The organism is Microbacterium sp. PMB16 (assembly GCF_051294855.1).
Classification (GTDB): domain Bacteria; phylum Actinomycetota; class Actinomycetes; order Actinomycetales; family Microbacteriaceae; genus Microbacterium.
In genome coordinates, this window is sequence record NZ_CP145908.1 from 1,536,444 (window position 1) to 1,554,084 (window position 17,641).

Sequence of the window (17,641 nt, forward strand, 5' to 3'; positions counted from 1 at the left end):
GTACGAGAACATTAACCATTCATCTTTAAGGATCACGCCGTCAGAATGTTTGAGATAAGCAGAGAACTTCGATGACGATTCGCAGGTCTTTTGGCGGATCAGTCTGCACGCCGCGTCTCGGACGTCGACATCTTTGCACGATTGTTGCTCGTTGCATCGGTAGAACCCTAAGCTCGACCTCGTCGTCGCGAGTGTGAACTAGTCAATCCGAAAGGGTCCGCATTGTCACCGCCTTGGCGACGTGTCGTGGGCTTCCAGCCCCATGCGCATGGGAAAGGGTGCGGTGGAGCACTTCGAGTCTGCTACCGATGCAATCGCATTCGCGAAATGCTTGCATCTGGACACCTTTGAGGCAGAGGCGTTGATAGATTTCGACGTGCACCTGTTTCGGGAGTTTGCTACCTGCGTCGTTGCAACAACCACCATCGCGCGGCAGGAGCCGCTAGCGCACGCTGACTTCCAGCGAGCCCTCGATCATGTCATGGGACTTACTCTGCTGCTCTCGGAAAGGCCCGACAAATCGTCCGTCCGACCGCGCGGTGAGCACTCCTCCGAGCAGTCGGCGGCGCCACATCGCTAGAATGCGGGAGGATTCGAGGGGGAAGCATGGCACGTCGTAGAGGGTTCTTCGCTGAGGTGCAGCACCAGGCAAAGTTGTCGGAGCAGCGTCAGAGGGCGGCGCAACGTCAGCATGATCAAGCAGTGCGCCAGGCGACCGCTGCGCAACGCGCGGCGGAGCGCGCACAGCTCGCTGCAGAGCGCGCTTCAGAGCAAGACCGGAAGCGTCTTGAGCGCGAGGCTGCTCAGGCCTACGCCGCGGCGCGCGTTGCCGAGGCCGAGGATATGACGTCGGACCTCCAAGCGAGGTTGGCGGAGTTGGATGGCTTGCTCGCCGCCACCCTCGCGGTCGACGACTTCGTAGACCTTGAGTCTCTGCGCGTCGTCGCCGAGCATCCTCCGTTCCATCGCCCGGAGCTCCAATATCCGCTTCCGCCGCCGACTCCGATTCCTGATCCCCCGCACCCCGTAAAGCGGGAGCCGGAGGCCGCAAAGGGGCTGTTTGGTCGCAAGCAGAAGCAAGAGCAGGCAGCGGCGGCTGCGGAGGAGCAGTACGCCGCCGACTACTGGGCGTGGAAGGCGATCTCTGACGCGCTCCCGGCGCAGCGCGCTGCCGCACAGGCGCAGTATGAAGAAGCGGAGCAGAAGCGCCAAGCTGATCTGGCAGCGGCCGTCGAGCGCTACAAGCAGGAGTCCGCCGAGCGGGAGCGTGAGGCCGCGGAGCAAAACGAGGCGCTCGATCAACTGATCGCGGGTTTGGCGTACGGAACCGTCGACGCGGTCCAGGAGTACATCTCGGTCGTCCTCGCAAACTCGGTGTATCCCGAGTGGCTCACCGTCTCGCACAGCGCTGATTTCGAGCCGAGTGACGCTGAGCTCAAGATGCGGGTTATCGTCCCGGGACCGGAGATCGTGCCCGCCGCGAAGCACTACAAGTACGTCAAAGCCTCGGATGAGATCGCGCCGGTCGCGGCAACTCAAAAGGAGACGAAGGACCGATACGCGTCGTTGGTGAACAACATTGCGTTGAGGTCGATCCACGAGGTCTTCGAAGCAGACCGTCGATCGTTGATCCAGTCGATCAGTCTCGAGCTCGGCACGGAGACGATTAGTCCAGCAACAGGGCAGCCCATCTACGTGCCGTTTGTCGCGGTTGCGGCGAGCCGCGAAGAATTCGAGAAGCTCGACCTTTCTGCGGTCGTCCCGCTCGCCACGCTCGAGCACCTCGGCGCCGCGGTATCGAAGAACCCGCATGGATTGACGCCCATTACGGCCGGAGGGGTACGGCGGGCGCGATGACTGACCGCGGCCCAGTCTTCAATCCGCCGCCAGGGTGGCCGAAGCCGCCTGCGGGCTGGGTTCCCCCCGCAGGGTGGACTCCCGACCCGACCTGGCCTGAACCACCGGCGGGGTGGCAGCTCTGGCTATCGGACAGACCCGGCGAACAAGCGCCCGCTGAACCCGCGGTTGACGCGCCCGATCAAGGCGAAGTTGCGCCTGCTCGGACTCGTGCTGAAGCGAGAGCAAGCTCCGCTCGATTCACGCCAAATGGCTCCAGTCCCCAAGCGGCTCCGGCGACCACAGAGCCGGGCCGGATCGCGTACTTGGAAGCGGAGAATGCTTCTCTTCGTGCCCAGATCAGTTCGTCAACATCGGGTGAGTACGTCGAGCTTGACGATGCTCGAGTCCTTCAGGACGTTGGGATTTACCGCTACCATCACCCGCTCGAGTCGGCCGCCGCGTATCAGGACGAACTTCGCGATCTCGAGAGCAGTGTTGCCGAGGTGATCAGGTCTGGGCGCGCGATTGTGCGCTCCGAACTCTTCACGCTGAACAACTCTCTCTCGCAGGGGCGCCGGATGACGGACGACCTCGCGAAGCTCATGCTCCGGGCATACAACGCGGAGGCCGACAACGCCATCCGCACGCTACGCGCGGGTAACGTCGTGACTGCAAAGAAGCGGCTGGATGCCTCGAAGAAGGCCATCGCGAAGCTCGGGCAGCTGATGGAAATGCACATCAGCGATGAGTTTCATGAGTTGCGAGTGCGAGAAATCGAACTGACCGCCGATTGGCTGATCAAGAAACAGCAGGAGCGCGAAGCTGAGCGCGAGGAGCGTGCGCGACTGCGCGAAGAGAAGCGGGTCGAGCGTGAACTGGCCGAGGAGCGCGCGCGCCTGGACAAGGAACGCTTGCACCTCGTCAACACGCTCGCGGCCCTGCAACAGACCGGAGAGGTTGACGAGGCACTCGTTGAGCGCTTGGCGGTGATTGATGAGGCGATCGTTCAGAACGACTTCCGTGCGGCGAATATACGCGCTGGCTACGTCTACGTCATCTCGAACCAAGGCGCGTTCGGGAAGAACGTCGTCAAGATCGGGTTGACTCGGCGGCTCGAGCCGCGCGAGCGGATCTTCGAACTGGGCGGAGCGTCGGTTCCGTTCCGGTTCGACACGCATGCGTTGTTCTTCTCTGAGGACGCCGTAACGCTTGAGGCTGACCTGCACCGTCACTTCGCTGACCGAGCGGTCAACCGCGCGAACGCGCGCAAGGAGTTCTTCTTTGCGACGCCGGCTGAGGTGCGTGACGTTCTACTCAGCAAGGTCGGAAACATTCTCGAGTTCACCGATGAAGTCGAGGCGACGGAATACCGTCAATCCGTGTCGCTGTGGCCGGCTGATTGAGCGCGGCCCTCTTACGCCGCCGCACCAGGAATCACCACTGTCTGCGGAGTATTTCGGAGACCTTCACCGTCTTTCGCTGCGCTACGGATGCTTTCATTCGCACCCCCATGCGGCGACGGCAGACGCGTGCGGTCTGACTCGTCGATCACCGCGCGCTCGGGATCGTTGGCCTGAACAAACGGCCTCGGATCACCGCGCGACGCGAAGAGGGGGGCCGCATCAACGGATATTGCAGCTCTCAACGGGTTGACCCTAAGACGTCGCCGGCGCGCTCTTGGTGAAAAGAAAATGTGCTGCGAGTTCACTCTGGTCCGGTCACCGGTCTCCTCGAAGTCTCCATCGCGAAGACGACCGAGCGGTCACCGGCGAGTGATGCCTGGATGACTCGCGTTATCTCCGCCGACGTCGATACCCTCGTGCCGATGAGCCCGGCAGCAACAAGTCTGGCGAAACCTGAGCCATGGAGCGCGCGGGACGACAGTTCCTCGTCGGTGACCTGCTGGCCGCCGTGTATCCCGGGAAAGCGAGAGAGATGAAGGCCAAGGTACTCATCTGCAACGTAGTACCCGGGCATCATTCGGGAGTCGGATGAATCGAATACCGCGTTTCGTTTGCAGAACTTGAAGTAGGTGACCGCCTCACTCAGCCGATATGACTCGACATCAAGTACGGCCGGGCGCAAAGAAGCGTGCGCGTCCTGGATCTGCCGAAGACGCGCACGTTCAGCCGCAAACTGCTCGTCTGGGCGATAGATCCATCGATCGGATGACCTGTTCATCATCTTGTACTGCACGAAAACGTAGGAGCCGAGTCCATGGTTGTAATAGATGAGATCGGCCCCCGTGAGCCTCTCGAGGGGAGCCTTGTTGGCATTCACGATCGTCAGGACCCGTCCATCATCCTGGAAGGTCATCGCAGACGCGTGCACCTCCTCGGCTGTGGCCCACCCCAAGAAGTTTCTTGCGTCGCTTGCCACGACGACATCTTCTAGCTGATGAGTCGTATTGCGGAGACCGGCGAGGAACGGTGCCGACGAGTCGGAAGGCGATTCATAGAATCGGAGCGCGGGACGGACCTCATCAGAATCGAAGATCTCCGCGGCAAGCATTACCGCGTCGCGTTGCTCTGCCAAGGCCGAACCGGCAGTACCCGTCACAATGACGCCGCCGTGCAGCTGGGATAGAAGGGTCTCTACGTCCGCCCTTTGAGTCCCTGCAGCAGACAGCACTGCCTCGAGAAGGTGGCGAGATGTCGCCGGCGGCAACTTTCGGCCATATTCAGCTCCATACGATATAGCGTGTCTTTGAACCACCGTGAGGGCTACGGCCTCGAGCAGCGTCGAGATTTCGATTGGTTCGTCGAAGCTGACGATCGGGTCCAGAGTCACCTGCGAGTCGATTGTTGTGATCGGACCGCGCGTCGTAGCCACAGCCACAGCCACGGCCACGGTAGGCCAATCAGCAGTCTCAAGAAAGTAGTCCGACCTATCGACTTCGCCGTCCGGAACAGTTATGAGACAAAGCTGCCGGCCAGAGAACCCTGCTACTTTCGCTTTCACAGCGAACGTAAATTTCGTCTGAGCACGGCTACGCCGTATCAATGCTTCGAACTCAATCTCGCCCGATACGGGATGAACAACGATCTCGGTCACAACGGCATGTTAGCGGCGCGCGTCGCCAACCCGTGAAGAATGTTTGTACGACACGGTGGACTCGCCTCGGCGCGCCAGGTGCTGGTCGGCGGCAGCTGCGCTCCTGCCAGGTCAGCTACTCGAACCCGCCGCTCAACCGCCCTCGCATCCGCTGACTGCTCTCGTTCATCCCGACGATCTCCACCGTCTTCCCCAACGCCACGTACTTCGTCTCAATCGCATCCAACGCGGCCACGGTCGACGCATCCCACACATGCGACCCCGACAGATCGATGACGACCCGAGACGGATCTGAAGAGTACGAGAACAACGTCGTCAGATCATTGCTCGATGCGAAGAACAGTTCCCCCTCCACGACATACGTCGCAGCATCCCCCGATGCCGACAGAGAACGAGTAACCGTCACGAAGTGCGCCACCCGCCGCACGAACAGCACCGACGCGACCAGCACCCCACCGACAACCCCGACAGCCAGATTGTGGGTGACCAAGACCAGCAAGACAGTAGAAACCATCACGAAGGTCTCGCTCTTCGGCATCCGCTTCAATGTCGACGGACGCACGCTGTGCCAGTCGAACGCTCCGATTGCGACCATGATCATCACGGCGACCAGCGCTGCCATCGGGATCGTCCCGACGAAGTCGCCGAACACGACCACCAGCAGGAACAGGAACACCCCGGCGCAGAACGTCGAGATGCGGGTGCGCGCCCCTGACGCCTTCACGTTGATCATCGTCTGACCGATCACGGCGCAGCCGCCCATGCCGCCGAAGATTCCCGACAGCACGTTCGACACTCCCTGCGCCCACGCCTCGCGACCCTTGCGGGAGTGGGTGTCGGTGATCTCGTCGACGAGCTTCGCGGTGAGCAGCGACTCCAGCAGTCCGACCACCGCGACCCCGAGCGCGAACGGCGCGATGATCGTGAATGTCTCCCACGTCAGCGGCACGTTCGGGATGAACAGCTCCGGAAGGCTGCGAGGCAGCTCGCCCTGATCGCCGACGGTCGGCACGGTGATCGCGAACGCCAGCACGACGCCCGTCACGATCACGACCGACACGAGCGGAGCCGGCACGATCTTGGTGATCTTCGGCATCACGATCATCACGATGATCCCGAGCGCCACCAGCGGATACACCAGCCACGGCACATCGACCAGCTGCGGGAACTGCGAGCTGAACACGAAGATCGCCAACGCGTTCACGAACCCGACCATGACGCTCCGGGGGATGAACCGCATCAGCTTCGCGACACCGAGCACCCCGAGGATCACCTGGAACACCCCCGCGAGGATCACCGTCGCGATGAAGTAGTCCAACCCGTACGTCGGCGCGACCGGGGCGATCACCAGCGCCACGGCTCCGGTCGCCGCGGTCACCATCGCCGGACGTCCGCCGAGGAACGCGATCGATACCGCCATGATGAACGACGAGAACAGCCCCACCTTCGGGTCGACCCCGGCGATCACCGAGAACGCGATCGCCTCAGGGATCAGCGCCAGCCCGACGACGAGTCCGGCCAGTACCTCGCGGGTCAGCATTCGCGGATTCTTCAGCGCCTGAAGCACCGTGGGATTCGCCCGATAGCGGGCACGATCGTCGACCGTCATTGCAGACATGGATGCTCCAGGGAAGGGCGCCCCGAGAGGTGGGGCAGACGTTCCAGCGTAGAGCGGATGCTGAAGACGGCAGACTTCAGGCTCAGCGTCTGCACGATGCGGGCTGGCGACGGCCGGGTGGCGAGAGACCCACTGAGGGTGCCGACCTTCTGGCTAGGCCGGCACCCTAAACGGCGGTGCGTGTTCGTCCGACTCTGCGAACTGTTAGGAGGCGCTGTCGGTCGTACTCTTCCGCTCGCGACGCCTGTCGTAATAGGACTGGCTGACGTAGAAAACAATGACAAACAAGACCGCAGCGACAACGTTCCACCAGGTGATGGGCAGCCCGGAGATCAAGGGTGCCAACAACAGGAACAACGCGAACGGGACCGCGATCAGGGCTCTGGAAAGTTGTTTCGACACAGTTACCTCCGGCAGTTGACAGTCGTAACGTTAATCGATGTCCAACCCACCGGTGGGCTGGAGATGGCGATCCACGGGTAGTTGATCGCGGCACACTTCCCCGCGTTGTTTGCCCTGTTGATGGGGTCGATGATCTTGAAGTACGCAGCCGCGATCGCGGCTCCGCACCCAACGACAGCGGGGGGCGCGGGTAGCGCGCCACAGAGAACACCAGCGAGCACGACGGGTCCCTGGTTGTTCGCGACGATCGTGGCCACCCGCTTGGTCTCGGTGCGGGTGAGCTGCACGTAGTAGCCCCACCATTCCGTACCCAGGTCAGGGTCCGCCGTTACCGGGAACGCCGTGTCCACAGTGAAATCGACCACCTGAACGAGTTCATTTCTATCGATACGGAACGATGTCTGAACCGGTGTACCGTTTGCGTCGACAGCCCACGGGGCACGGAAACCGCTAACGGCGGTCCCCGACGCATCCGAGACGATCACCGCACCGTCATCGAAGAGCGCGGCTTGTCCGCCCTCGGGAAGGTCCAACGGGAACCGATACTCAGTCGGCGCGTCCGCACCCGCGATCTGAATGAGGGTTTGCACACCGTCATCGGCGGCGAAACTGCTAAGCACAGCAGAATCCATGGTGGTATTCAGCAACGCAGCACCCTGCCCAGAGAACAGGTCGTCCGACACGAGCGATGTATCCACCGCTGTTGTCGTCGGCTCGCCGGGCAACTGGAGACTGATATCACTCGATTCCACCGTGATCGTCAGCGATGACGTATCCACGGTTAGGTCATCGGCCCCGCTTCCATCGTCCGCTGACGCGGGTAGGGCAGAAGCTCCCACGAACGCTGTGGCTACCAGAACAGTTGCCGTACCCCCAGATACCCAAGATCGTCCAGACATTCGACGCATTTTCATCAACCTCCGTATTGGTGCCGTCAGCGAGAAAGAAGCTCGCTGCCGGGACACGGTAGACAGGGTCCAACGGCACAACGACGGGGACACACCGAGGCCGCGCACGAGTACACCGGTATGCTGCTGCCCCGCCAGGCATCCGTTGCCGTTCGTGCAGAGCTCGAGCCGCGCCCAGAGGTGCTGCCCGGCGATGACCGGATGCACGGGCAACCTCGCCCAAATCCGCGCCCCTAGTGTCAAAAGCGACCGAGCATGAGGCTCGGCGGCGCGCACACGGGGACCGCTCATGTCGGATGACGACGTTCAGTACGAGACCAGAGAAGTGCACGCTGTGCGAGGCAAGGAGGGGCGGTCGAGAGCGAAGGCTGAAGCCGAGCGGTGGGAGTTCGTTTCGGAGCGGACGCGTTCCGCGATCCAGACGACGATGACTTTTCGTCGCCCGAAGACGGATGAACAGTTCCGATATATCGGAAGGAGCGATGCCTCGATCCGGTCGCCAACTGCTCCATGTAGCAGGACTGTTTTCGCGGGCTCCTGATACATGAAGTCGCGACATCGATCGCGACCGACCGGACGCGCCTATCGTGGTTTCATGCTTTCCATCCGCGCGGTGCTGTTCGACCTCGACGGTGTGATCCGTCACTTCGACTCCGAGTACACCTCGCAGGTCGAGCACCGGTATGGCTTCGATCCGGGAACCATTACCGCGGTCGCCTTCGAGCCCGACGTGCTCGCTCAGGTGACGACCGGCGTCATCTTGCGTCGCGAATGGGTTGCCCGGGTCGGTGAACTCCTTGGTTCCGCCGACGCGGCTGAGCAATGGGGGCGTCAGCCCTCCGACCTCGACCAACAGGTGCTCGCCGTCGTCGACGAGCTTCGCGCCGCGGACATCCGCACCGCCATCCTCACGAACGGCACAGACACCATCCAAGCGGAGGCCACCGAGCTCGGGCTCCACCATCGTTTCGAAGCGGTCTTCAACTCCGCGGAGATCGGCTGGGCGAAGCCCGACGTCCGTGCGTTCGAGCACGTGCTCGAAGTTCTCGAGCTCGCGGCATCCGAGGTGTTCTTCACCGATGACTCCGCCGCGAAGCTCACGGGAGCACAAGAGCTGGGGATGCCGACGCATCACTTCACGTCAGCTGATGGCCTCCGGGCTGCGCTGCGCGCGGCCGGCATCGAAATCTGAGGGGCGCGGTTCGTCGCTTCGCTCGCTCAACGACCGGCCCAACGACCGGGCTAAACCCGTGGCCGATACCTCTGCACCACCACCCCCGACCGGAACTCCTGTCGCTCGACGAGCTCGAGCTCGATCCGCTCGCGCAACCCGTCGAACAGTCGCGGCCCGTGCCCCGCAACCACCGGATGCACGGCGAACGTGTACTCGTCGATCAGGCCGAGATCGGCGAGTGCGAGGGTGAGCGTCACACCACCGACGGAGAGACCCTTGCCCGGTTCCTGCTTCAGCCTGCGAACCGCGTCGCTCAAATCACCCTGCACGAGCTCGGCGTTCCAGTCGACCTCGGCGAGCGTGCTCGACACGACGTACTTCTTCGCCCGATCGATGCGCTCGGCGAACCGGACCTCTGACTCATCCATCCAGTCGGGCCACACGCCATCCTCCGGCCGCCGCCACGCCGATTCCATCATCTCGTAGGTCACCCGGCCGTACAGCTCGGCATCGGACCGATCCATCTCGGCGGTCCAGAAGTCCATGAACTCCTCGTCGGGCGTGAGTCCCGCCTCGTGATGCACGCACCCGTCGAGCGTCACGTTGATCGCATACCGCAGTGGTCTCATCTCGTCGTTCTCCCTTGATGCGCAGCGGACTCTCCCGGACGGTACCAGACACCTGACCGCGAGCAGTACGCCGGTCGCTCAATTCCCGAGGCCGTCGAGCATCCAGTGGTAGCGGAGGCGCAGGCCGCGCTCCATGCTGGCCAGCGCCGCGCCGGTGCCGAGGGTGATGTTGAGCCACGGGGGGAGATGGATCGGGGAGACGAACGTGCCGAAGCGCTCCGCGATGGGTGGGATCTCGGAGATCACCTGCACGAGTTGCGGCACGTTCACCCCCACGCCGACGACCAGGACGACGATCGCGGTGGCGGCGATCCACCGGCTCGCGACCGGATGCGTCTGCTCGAGTCGCAGACGGCGGCCGATCGCCGATCTCGGATGCGGGGTGAGACGGCGCTCGGATCGGTCAGGCGTGACGTAGTGCATCCGCCGGAGACCGTACGACCCTGCCCGCACTTCGATCACGCCGCCCTCTACCGAGAATTTCGCCGGCAGCTTCGACACCAGGGCCTGCGCCCCGTCGCAATAGAGATGAGCACGAGGATCACCGTCGTCGTGAGACCGTACATCCACCGCGTAGATCGCATCCGGACCGCCCGGCCGGGGGACCGCCAGTGAGAACAGCTTTCGACCGGACACCAGATGCCACCAGCGGAAAGGCTTGAGCGGACTCCCGTCTCCGCGCTTCTGGCGGCGGGGCATCGTGCCGTCGTCGGCATCGCCGAGCATGCCGAGCGCGTCGACATCGTCTTCATCGAACATTGGCATCGTCAGAGCAGCAATTCGGCGAGCGGATGCACCAGGTAGCGCAGTGAATACGCCTCCCAGACGGCTCCGATGATGAGCAGCACGAGCGCCGGAAGCGCGAGCAGGCCCAGCTGCCGGAGGCCCCGCAGATACCCTTGCCGCCGGTTCTTCGCCCCCGCCGTGCGCGGGAAGAGCCAGTACTTGCCGATCAGGAAAGCTCCCAGCAGGAACAGCACGTAGGCCTGCAGCTCGATGAGGAAGGTCAGCGAGTGCGGGATGAGCGCGACCCAGCCCGTGTCCGAACTCGGGACGAGAGTGATCCCCGTGGTCACTGACCAGTATCCGAAGAATGCGAGTCCCGCGAACGGCACGATCAGCGACGGCAGCACGATGGTCAGGGCGCTCAGGCGGAAGAGATTCACACCGAGGATCGTCAGGGCGAACAGCGGAGGCGTGTTGACGAGCCAGCGCACCAGCTCGCCGGTTCCGTCCTCCTCCAGCCCTGCCGCTTCGGCGGCGACGAGATCGGGGAAGATCATCCCGACGACGAAGCCGAGGAGAGCCAACCCGTAGGCGGCCGCGTTGAGGATGAGGTAGACGCGCATGTTCTCACCCACTACCCGGAAGGGCTTCCGTCAGAAGCGCACGGGCTCGACATGAGCGATGGACATCTGCTGAGTGGACATCCTTCCATCGCACTCCATCATCGGCCGCGTGCCCAGTGCCCCCGTGTCATGAGAATGGGTGACCGGTGTCACCTCATTCCATGACAGTCCCCTTTCGCGGGGACGGATGCTGCGCCAGGATGAGCAGGACGAGGTCCGAGGAGGCCGCCATGTCCACTACTCTCACCCCGCAGCACGCCGCCATCGGCGCTGGCTTCGCCGGCGCAGCCGTGGTCGGACGGATCCGCCGCGTCCTGCTCCTGTCGGCGTTCGCGGCGCTGGTGTACTCCTGGATGCTGACCGGCAGCAGAGGTCTCTGCGTCGGCGGCGCGGACGGAGGCGGAGACGCCCGATGCGCGACGCTGAACCTCAAGCCCAGCTTCCTGGTCTACGTCGCCATCGCGCTGATCGTGCTGCTCGCGCTCGGACGTGTGATGAAGGCGGCTGACGAAACCGCGGCGATACGGACCCTCGACCGCGCAGCATTCGGCATCGCTGTGCTCGTGATCGCCGCGATCGTGATCTCTCAGGTGTGGTTCCGCATGATTCCGATCGAAGACTTCCTGGCAGGCACCACCTCCGTTTTCAGCCCCTTCCCCTTCGGGATCATCGACGTCGTGGACAGCATCTGACGAGGGTCTGACGCTAGACCAGCGCTCGGCTTTTTCCTCTTTAGATCGTCGACTTTTTCCTCTTTAGAGGACGCGAAGTCGACGCGATCGTCGAACTGCCAGATGGATCGTGGATCGCCATGGAAGTGAAACTCGCCGCGTCACGTGAGGACGAAGCAGCCGAATCGCTGGGGCGCTTCGTCGCCAACCTCGACCTCGCGCGCACCTCCGCACCCGTGGCGATGGCGGTGATCACCGGAGGACAATACGCGTACACGCGACCCGACGGAATCCACGTCATCCCGATCGGTACCCTGGGGGGCTGAAACCGCTACCGCCGCAACATCGTGCTGTAGAACCGGTACACATTCGCCCGGTACCTGGTGCTCCCGATGAGGATCGGCAGCCCGACCGCATCGAACGCCGTCTCGGCGTTCTTCCGGACCCGTCGCGGGGGTCCGGAAGACCGGCCTGCGCTTCGGAAGGGAGTGTGCGCTTCGCAAGGCCGCTTGCGCGGCATCCGTCCTCGCGAAGCGCGTTTCTCCTTGCCGCGGGCCGGACTGGCCAGATCGCGGCCGGAGCGATATGCAAATCAAAAACGCATGGAAGTGCGCTGCATGCGCGCTAAGAGCAAGTACGGGAGTGCGTTTTGATCCCAGATTTGGACCCGATGCTGCGTCGGGCGGATACTCTTGGCATTCGGGCTTCCCACTCCAGCCCGGGAATCGACATGCAGAACTCCTCCCTCCTCGCGTCTGAGACGACCATCGCCGTAATCGGTGCCGGACGTCTCGGCGGCGTTCTCGCGCGGGCACTTCGGGCCGTGGGCTTCTCGGTGCTCGGACCGCTCAGCCGGGACCAATCGATGCCGTCGGCTGACATCGCGCTGCTGTGCGTACCGGATGCTGCGATCCCGGCGGTCGCGTTCGTCGCGCGTCCGCATGTGCGCTGGGTCGGGCACGTCTCCGGTGCGACGTCGCTCGACGACGTCGACTTCAGCATCCATCCGCTGCAGACCTTCACCGGATCCGAGACCCCCGCCGTCTTCGACGGCATCGGTGCGGCGATCGCGGGGCGCACGGAGGAGGCGCTCGCCGTCGCCGACCAGCTCGCCCGGGCCCTCGGCGCCCGTCCGTTCGCGGTGGACGACGACCACCGCGCGACCTATCACGCGGCGGCATCCTTCGCCTCGAACTTCGTGCTCACCGTGCTCGACGCGGCCGAGCAGCTCGCGGGCACCGTCGGTGTCGACCGCGCCCACCTCGGCCCGCTCGTGCGTCAGACGGTCGACAACTGGGAGGCGTCCGGCGCCGCGAGTGCCCTCACCGGGCCCATCGCCCGCGGCGACGAGGCGACAGTGGCGCGGCAGCGCGCAGCATCCGGAGACTACGCTGACCTCTTCGACGCCCTCGCCGACGCGACCCGCGCGCTCGCCGCCAAGGGTGAGCAGGCATGAAGATCCTCCGTACGATCCCCGAAGTCCGCGCCGCCGTCGGCGACGCCCGTCTCGACAGCAAGACCGTCGGGCTCGTCCCCACGATGGGCGCCTTTCATGAGGGACACCTCTCCCTCATGCGCCGGGCCCGCGAGCAGAACGACCTCGTCGTCGTCTCGCTGTTCGTCAATCCGACCCAGTTCGGTGCGAACGAAGACCTCGGCGCCTACCCGCGTGACGAGGCGCGCGACGCGGAGCTCGCCGCGGCCGCGGGCGTCGACATCCTCTTCGCGCCCGCGGCATCCGAGATCTATCCCGACGGCTTCGCGACGAGCATCCACGTGACGGGCATCACCGATGTGCTCGATGGTGCGAGCCGAGGCGCGTTCCACTTCGACGGCGTCGCGACCGTCGTCACGAAGTTGTTCGGCATCGTCCGACCCGACGTCGCCTACTTCGGACAGAAGGATGCACAACAGGTGCTCGTCGTCCGCCGGGTCGTGCGCGACCTCGACCTCGACGTGGGCATCGAGGCCTGCCCCATCGTCCGTGAGGCCGACGGGCTCGCCATGAGCTCGCGGAACGTCTACCTCGATCCGGATGCTCGCGCGCAAGCGACCGCCCTGAACCGCGCGCTCGACGCCGCGGCATCCGTTCACGAAGCGGGGGAGCGGGACGGCGACAGTATCCTCTCGGCCGCGCGCCGCGTGCTCGAGGACGCCGGAATCGAACCCGAGTATCTCGAGCTGCGCGACGCCGAGATCCTACAGTCCGTCAGGCACGTCGAGGGCGACGCGCTCCTCGCCGTCGCAGCCCGCGTGGGCGCCGCGAGGCTGATCGACAACCACCTCCTCTCTGCACCGAAGGATTCCTGATGCGACGCACCATGCTGAAGTCGAAGATCCACCGCGCGACCATCACCGCCAGCGACCTCCACTACGTCGGCTCGATCACCATCGACCCCATCCTGCTCGAGGCCGCCGACATCCTCCCGCACGAGCAGGTGCACGTCGTCGACGTCGACAACGGCGCCCGCTTCGAGACCTACACGCTCGTGGGGGAGCGCGGATCCGGCGTCATCCAGGTCAACGGCGCCGCCGCCCGCCTCGTGCACACGGGCGACACGATCATCGTCATCTCGTACGCCGACTACTCCCGCGAAGACCTCGCGTCCTACGAACCGCGCGTCGTGCATGTCGACCGGGCCAACAGCATCATCCAGATCGACGACGCGGTCGACCGCCTGCTGACCGAGGCTGCGCTGTGAGCGCGCAGCCCGCTCCCCGCACGCGCGTCACTCTCGCGAGCCTCGCCGCGAAGAAGGATGCCCGGCGAGCCCATCGTCATGGTCACCGCCTACGATCACCCGAGCGCGCAGATCGTCGAGGAGGCCGGCGTCGACGTCGTGCTCGTCGGCGACTCCGCCGCGATGACCGTGCTCGGCTACGACAGCACGGTCCCGGTGACGGTCGACGAGATGCTCATGCTGACTCGCGCGGTGCGGCGCGGCCTGTCCGTTCCCCTGCTCGTCGGCGACCTGCCGTTCGGCTCCTACGAGGCGTCCGACGAACTCGCGATCGCGACCGCGCAGCGCTTCGTCAAAGAAGCCGGCTGCGACCTCGTCAAGATCGAACGCGGGGGCACGACGGTCGATCGCGCGCGGGCCCTCGTGCAGGCGGGCATCCCCGTGGTCGGTCACGTCGGTCTCACCCCGCAGACCGCCACCGCCCTCGGCGGCTACCGCGCACAGGGGCGTACCGCGGATGCCGCACTCGCCGTGATCGACGACGCCCTCGCCCTGCAGGGCGCCGGCTGCGCGATGCTCGTCGTCGAAGCCGTGCTGTCGGAGGTCACCGCGGCGCTGGTGCCCCTCCTCGACATCCCGGTCATCGGGATCGGCGCGGGAGCGGATGCCGACGGCCAGGTGCTCGTGTTCCACGACCTGCTCGGTCTATACGACGGCCCCGTGGCGAAGTTCGTGAAGCGGTACGCGGAGCTGCGCGGGGCGGCGATCGCGGGGGTCTCGGAGTATGCGGCGGAGGTGCGCGGTGGCGTGTACCCCGGGCCGGAGCACGGGTACGGGATGCCGGAGGCCGAGGTCGCGCGGATGCGGGAACTGCTCGCGGGGCGGTAGCCCGGGCCGCAGCATCCGCCTGTTCCGTGGGTCAACCGGTACATCTGCAGGCGGATTTCACGGATGCAGGTCCAGAAGGCGTTTTCTGGACCTGCATCCGTGAATCGTGCCGACAACTGGCCGAGCGGAGGCCGCCCCGTGCTCACACGTCGGCATCCGGGCTTCCCGCGCATGTCGGTGGCACATCTGCAGGCCGATTTCACAGTTGCAGGTCCAGAATGCGTTTTCTGGACCTCCACCTGTGTATCCCGCCGACAAAGTGACCAGCGGACACGGCGCCACGCAGCTCACACCGCGGCATCCGAAATCTGTCTGTCGGTCTCCTGATGCTTCAAACGACGTCTGGTTCTGCACTGCCGTGCTGATTCTGAAGTTGTTCACGGGGTCTGACTTTGTGGTCACGAGGAGTCCGTCACCCTGCCTAACGTGGCGCGCATGAACCTTCGCGAGCACATGATCATCCCTCCGTCCATCCGCATCGAGGTGTCGGTCGCCGGTCATCCCGACCTCACTCGTGTGATCGAGGTTCCTCGTCGTGCTCCCGCGCATTGGGTGCTCGACGCGCTTCGACTCAGTTTCGGCGTCGAGGGGGATGACGACGAATACGAAGATGCTGAGGACGAGGGGCCCACGTTCCTCGATCTCGACTATTGGGATCCGCAGGTTCAGGAGATCGAGCTCGTCGGCGCCCCGCCAGGCATGACGATGAAAGTGAAGGGCCTCTTCAGCCCAGAGGTGGGAGACGCGCGAGTGTCGCTCGTCGATTCGCAAGTCCTGGAACCGCCGGCATCCACCGCCTGGCAGACAGCCCCTCCGCCGTTCCGTCGTGAACACGTGAACCTCGAGCTCGCCCGTCGGTTCGGCACCGTCGTTCCCCAGTTCGATGACTCAGGCATCGCTGCGCCCGAACGCGGCATCCGTCATTCATCGCCGATCGCTCGACTGGCCAGATCGCTCTCGGCGGTGCGTCGTCTCGCGCTTCACGCGCACCTGGATGAGGCGGGGGTCCTCGACGCGACACCACCCGGTCGCGCGGAGAGGGAGTCGTCGACCCAGGCTCTGCGTGCGCTGCTCGGTCGCGTGGGTGACGATGGCGTCGCACAAGGCGACGCTGGCTGGATGCCGGCCGCGCTGCTCGCTGAAGTGGTCGAGTCTTTGCGGTGGACGGATGCTGGTGAGGTTTCAGGCATCGATGCGTCGGCAGCATTGATGACCGTCGCTCGAGAGGCGAGGCTGGTCCGTCGGCTGCGAGGCCGTGTCATGGTGACGAACCGGGGGCGATCGCTCGCCCTCGGGCAGGAGCACGCACTCGATGACGTGATCGATGCTGTGCGCGACTCCGGTCGCGGTCAGCGGTCGTGGGGTGGGCAACCGCGTGATGTGACCCTGGCTTTTCTTGCGGTCGCCGACGGATCGGCGCGCACTCTGGCTGACCTGCCCGATCTCGTCGCGGCCGGGCGGGCTGCATTCGATCCGAGTCAAGATCGGTTCGAGGCGTACCTCGAGTCGTCAGGCGGACAGCCGTTCGGGCACACGGCACCGGCGCACCAGCCGTCGTTGATGCACGTGCTCAGTGAGCGTCTCGCTGTACTGTCCGAACCGGGCGCTTTCGGTGTGATCAGCCCGGCGATGCGATCCATCGCACGGATGGCGTTGGTGTGAACATCTCCGCCTACGCGTCGGCGGGCTCCTCCGCCTCCCACCGCAGCAGATCCCCCGGCTGGCAGTCGAGCACCTCGCACAGCGCGTCGAGCGTCGTGAATCGCACGGCCTTCGCGCGGCCGTTCTTCAGCACCGCGAGGTTGGTCGGTGTGATGCCGATGCGCTCGGCCAGCTCGCCGACGCTCATCTTGCGCCGGGCCATCATCACGTCGATGTCGACGACGACGGGCATCAGATCACCTCGTTGTCGAGTTCGGAGCGCAGCGTCTGCGCCTCGGTCTCCCGCTCGATCGCCTGTCGCAGCAGCGCCTTCATCACCACGACCAGCAGCGCCATCCCACCGAGCACGAGCGCGGCTCCGCAGATGAGACCCACGACCCCGGGGGCCGTCTGTCCGGGGGCGAGCACGATCGCCAGCGCCAGTGCGAGCACGGCCGCCACGAGGATCGCGCCGATGATCACGTCGACGTAGCGGAACGACGACTCCGAGAAGATCGACCCGCGCCGCACCTTGTTCAGCAGCATCCACACGCAGATGCCGAACGCCTGCAGAGTACCCACGCCGAGGACCACGACGCCGACGAGGAAGATCCTGCCCAGCAGCTCCTCTTCGCCGAGGTCGAGCCACAGCAGCGGCGCGATCAGCGCCTGCACGGCCACCGAGCCCACCAGAGCCACCGCGATCACGACCTGCAATACCAAGATCGTCACTCTGTTCATGGCGTCCGCCTCTCATCGTAGAACAGCAGGAATCTATCGTTTATCG

Annotated in this window: 18 protein-coding genes; 10 read left to right on the forward strand and 8 right to left on the reverse strand. The window is 64.6% G+C overall.

All coding sequences use genetic code 11. From position 1 onward, the window contains the following. Nucleotides 1-606 precede the first annotated feature (606 nt). Together V5D55_RS07375 and V5D55_RS07380 are read left to right on the forward strand one after the other, a co-directional pair. A complete protein-coding gene (locus tag V5D55_RS07375) occupies nucleotides 607-1,857 on the forward strand; it encodes a hypothetical protein (RefSeq protein WP_435748744.1) in 1,251 nt (416 codons plus the stop codon). A 305-nt stretch (nucleotides 1,858-2,162) separates the two neighbouring features. Continuing rightward, a complete protein-coding gene (locus tag V5D55_RS07380) occupies nucleotides 2,163-3,242 on the forward strand; it encodes a DUF4041 domain-containing protein (protein ID WP_435748745.1) in 1,080 nt (359 codons plus the stop codon). A gap of 301 nt (nucleotides 3,243-3,543) precedes the next feature. On the opposite strand, the gene V5D55_RS07385 is transcribed toward V5D55_RS07380, so the two are convergent. From V5D55_RS07385 to V5D55_RS07395, 3 genes are all read right to left on the reverse strand, one after another. Further along, nucleotides 3,544-4,893: a hypothetical protein gene (locus V5D55_RS07385; protein ID WP_435748746.1), complete on the reverse strand. Its 1,350-nt coding sequence runs from the start codon at nucleotides 4,891-4,893 to the stop codon at nucleotides 3,544-3,546. A 115-nt stretch (nucleotides 4,894-5,008) separates the two neighbouring features. Beyond that, nucleotides 5,009-6,511 (reverse strand): SulP family inorganic anion transporter, encoded by a 1,503-nt coding sequence (locus V5D55_RS07390; RefSeq protein WP_435748747.1) that lies wholly within the window; start codon nucleotides 6,509-6,511, stop codon nucleotides 5,009-5,011. Nucleotides 6,512-6,915: 404 nt separating this feature from the next. After that, a complete protein-coding gene (locus tag V5D55_RS07395) occupies nucleotides 6,916-7,692 on the reverse strand; it encodes a hypothetical protein (protein WP_435748748.1) in 777 nt (258 codons plus the stop codon). Nucleotides 7,693-8,416: 724 nt separating this feature from the next. On the opposite strand from V5D55_RS07395, the gene V5D55_RS07400 reads away from it, so the two are divergent. Continuing rightward, nucleotides 8,417-9,013 carry an HAD family hydrolase gene (locus tag V5D55_RS07400; RefSeq protein WP_435748749.1) on the forward strand — a complete coding sequence of 199 codons (597 nt, stop codon included), beginning with the start codon at nucleotides 8,417-8,419 and terminating at the stop codon, nucleotides 9,011-9,013. A gap of 50 nt (nucleotides 9,014-9,063) precedes the next feature. Here the strand turns inward: V5D55_RS07400 and V5D55_RS07405 are convergent, their stop codons facing one another. The 3 genes from V5D55_RS07405 to V5D55_RS07415 form a co-directional block, all read right to left on the reverse strand. Continuing rightward, on the reverse strand, nucleotides 9,064-9,624 hold the full coding sequence (locus V5D55_RS07405) for a dihydrofolate reductase family protein (RefSeq protein ID WP_435748750.1): 561 nt from the start codon (nucleotides 9,622-9,624) through the stop codon (nucleotides 9,064-9,066). Between the two features lie 78 nt (nucleotides 9,625-9,702). After that, entirely contained in the window at nucleotides 9,703-10,389 is a 687-nt protein-coding gene (locus V5D55_RS07410) for a hypothetical protein (RefSeq protein ID WP_435748751.1), read from the reverse strand. 2 nt (nucleotides 10,390-10,391) lie between these two features. Further along, a complete protein-coding gene (locus V5D55_RS07415) occupies nucleotides 10,392-10,973 on the reverse strand; it encodes a hypothetical protein (protein WP_435748752.1) in 582 nt (193 codons plus the stop codon). Between the two features lie 230 nt (nucleotides 10,974-11,203). Between V5D55_RS07415 and V5D55_RS07420 the strand changes: the two genes are divergently transcribed. From V5D55_RS07420 to V5D55_RS07450, 7 genes are all read left to right on the forward strand, one after another. Beyond that, nucleotides 11,204-11,665, forward strand: a complete 462-nt coding sequence (locus V5D55_RS07420) for a hypothetical protein (protein WP_435748753.1) — start codon at nucleotides 11,204-11,206, stop codon at nucleotides 11,663-11,665. Nucleotides 11,666-11,784: 119 nt separating this feature from the next. After that, complete coding sequence (locus tag V5D55_RS07425) at nucleotides 11,785-11,970, forward strand: hypothetical protein (protein ID WP_435748754.1); 186 nt, start codon at nucleotides 11,785-11,787, stop codon at nucleotides 11,968-11,970. A 404-nt stretch (nucleotides 11,971-12,374) separates the two neighbouring features. Further along, the gene (locus V5D55_RS07430) at nucleotides 12,375-13,100 is read left to right on the forward strand and encodes a Rossmann-like and DUF2520 domain-containing protein (RefSeq protein WP_435748755.1); all 726 of its coding nucleotides are present in this window, start codon (nucleotides 12,375-12,377) and stop codon (nucleotides 13,098-13,100) included. After that, entirely contained in the window at nucleotides 13,097-13,954 is an 858-nt protein-coding gene (gene panC / locus V5D55_RS07435; protein ID WP_435748756.1) for a pantoate--beta-alanine ligase, read from the forward strand. Before V5D55_RS07430 ends, panC begins: the two co-directional genes overlap by 4 nt. Next, nucleotides 13,954-14,346: an aspartate 1-decarboxylase gene (panD, locus tag V5D55_RS07440; RefSeq protein ID WP_435748757.1), complete on the forward strand. Its 393-nt coding sequence runs from the start codon at nucleotides 13,954-13,956 to the stop codon at nucleotides 14,344-14,346. Before panC ends, panD begins: the two co-directional genes overlap by 1 nt. A 57-nt stretch (nucleotides 14,347-14,403) precedes the next feature. Next, entirely contained in the window at nucleotides 14,404-15,213 is an 810-nt protein-coding gene (gene panB / locus V5D55_RS07445) for a 3-methyl-2-oxobutanoate hydroxymethyltransferase (protein WP_435748758.1), read from the forward strand. Between the two features lie 435 nt (nucleotides 15,214-15,648). Next, complete coding sequence (locus V5D55_RS07450) at nucleotides 15,649-16,875, forward strand: hypothetical protein (RefSeq protein WP_435748759.1); 1,227 nt, start codon at nucleotides 15,649-15,651, stop codon at nucleotides 16,873-16,875. A 10-nt stretch (nucleotides 16,876-16,885) separates the two neighbouring features. On the opposite strand, the gene V5D55_RS07455 is transcribed toward V5D55_RS07450, so the two are convergent. Then, a complete protein-coding gene (locus tag V5D55_RS07455; RefSeq protein ID WP_435748760.1) occupies nucleotides 16,886-17,107 on the reverse strand; it encodes a helix-turn-helix domain-containing protein in 222 nt (73 codons plus the stop codon). After that, complete coding sequence (locus V5D55_RS07460) at nucleotides 17,107-17,595, reverse strand: DUF2975 domain-containing protein (protein WP_435748761.1); 489 nt, start codon at nucleotides 17,593-17,595, stop codon at nucleotides 17,107-17,109. Before V5D55_RS07460 ends, V5D55_RS07455 begins: the two co-directional genes overlap by 1 nt. Nucleotides 17,596-17,641: the final 46 nt, after the last annotated feature.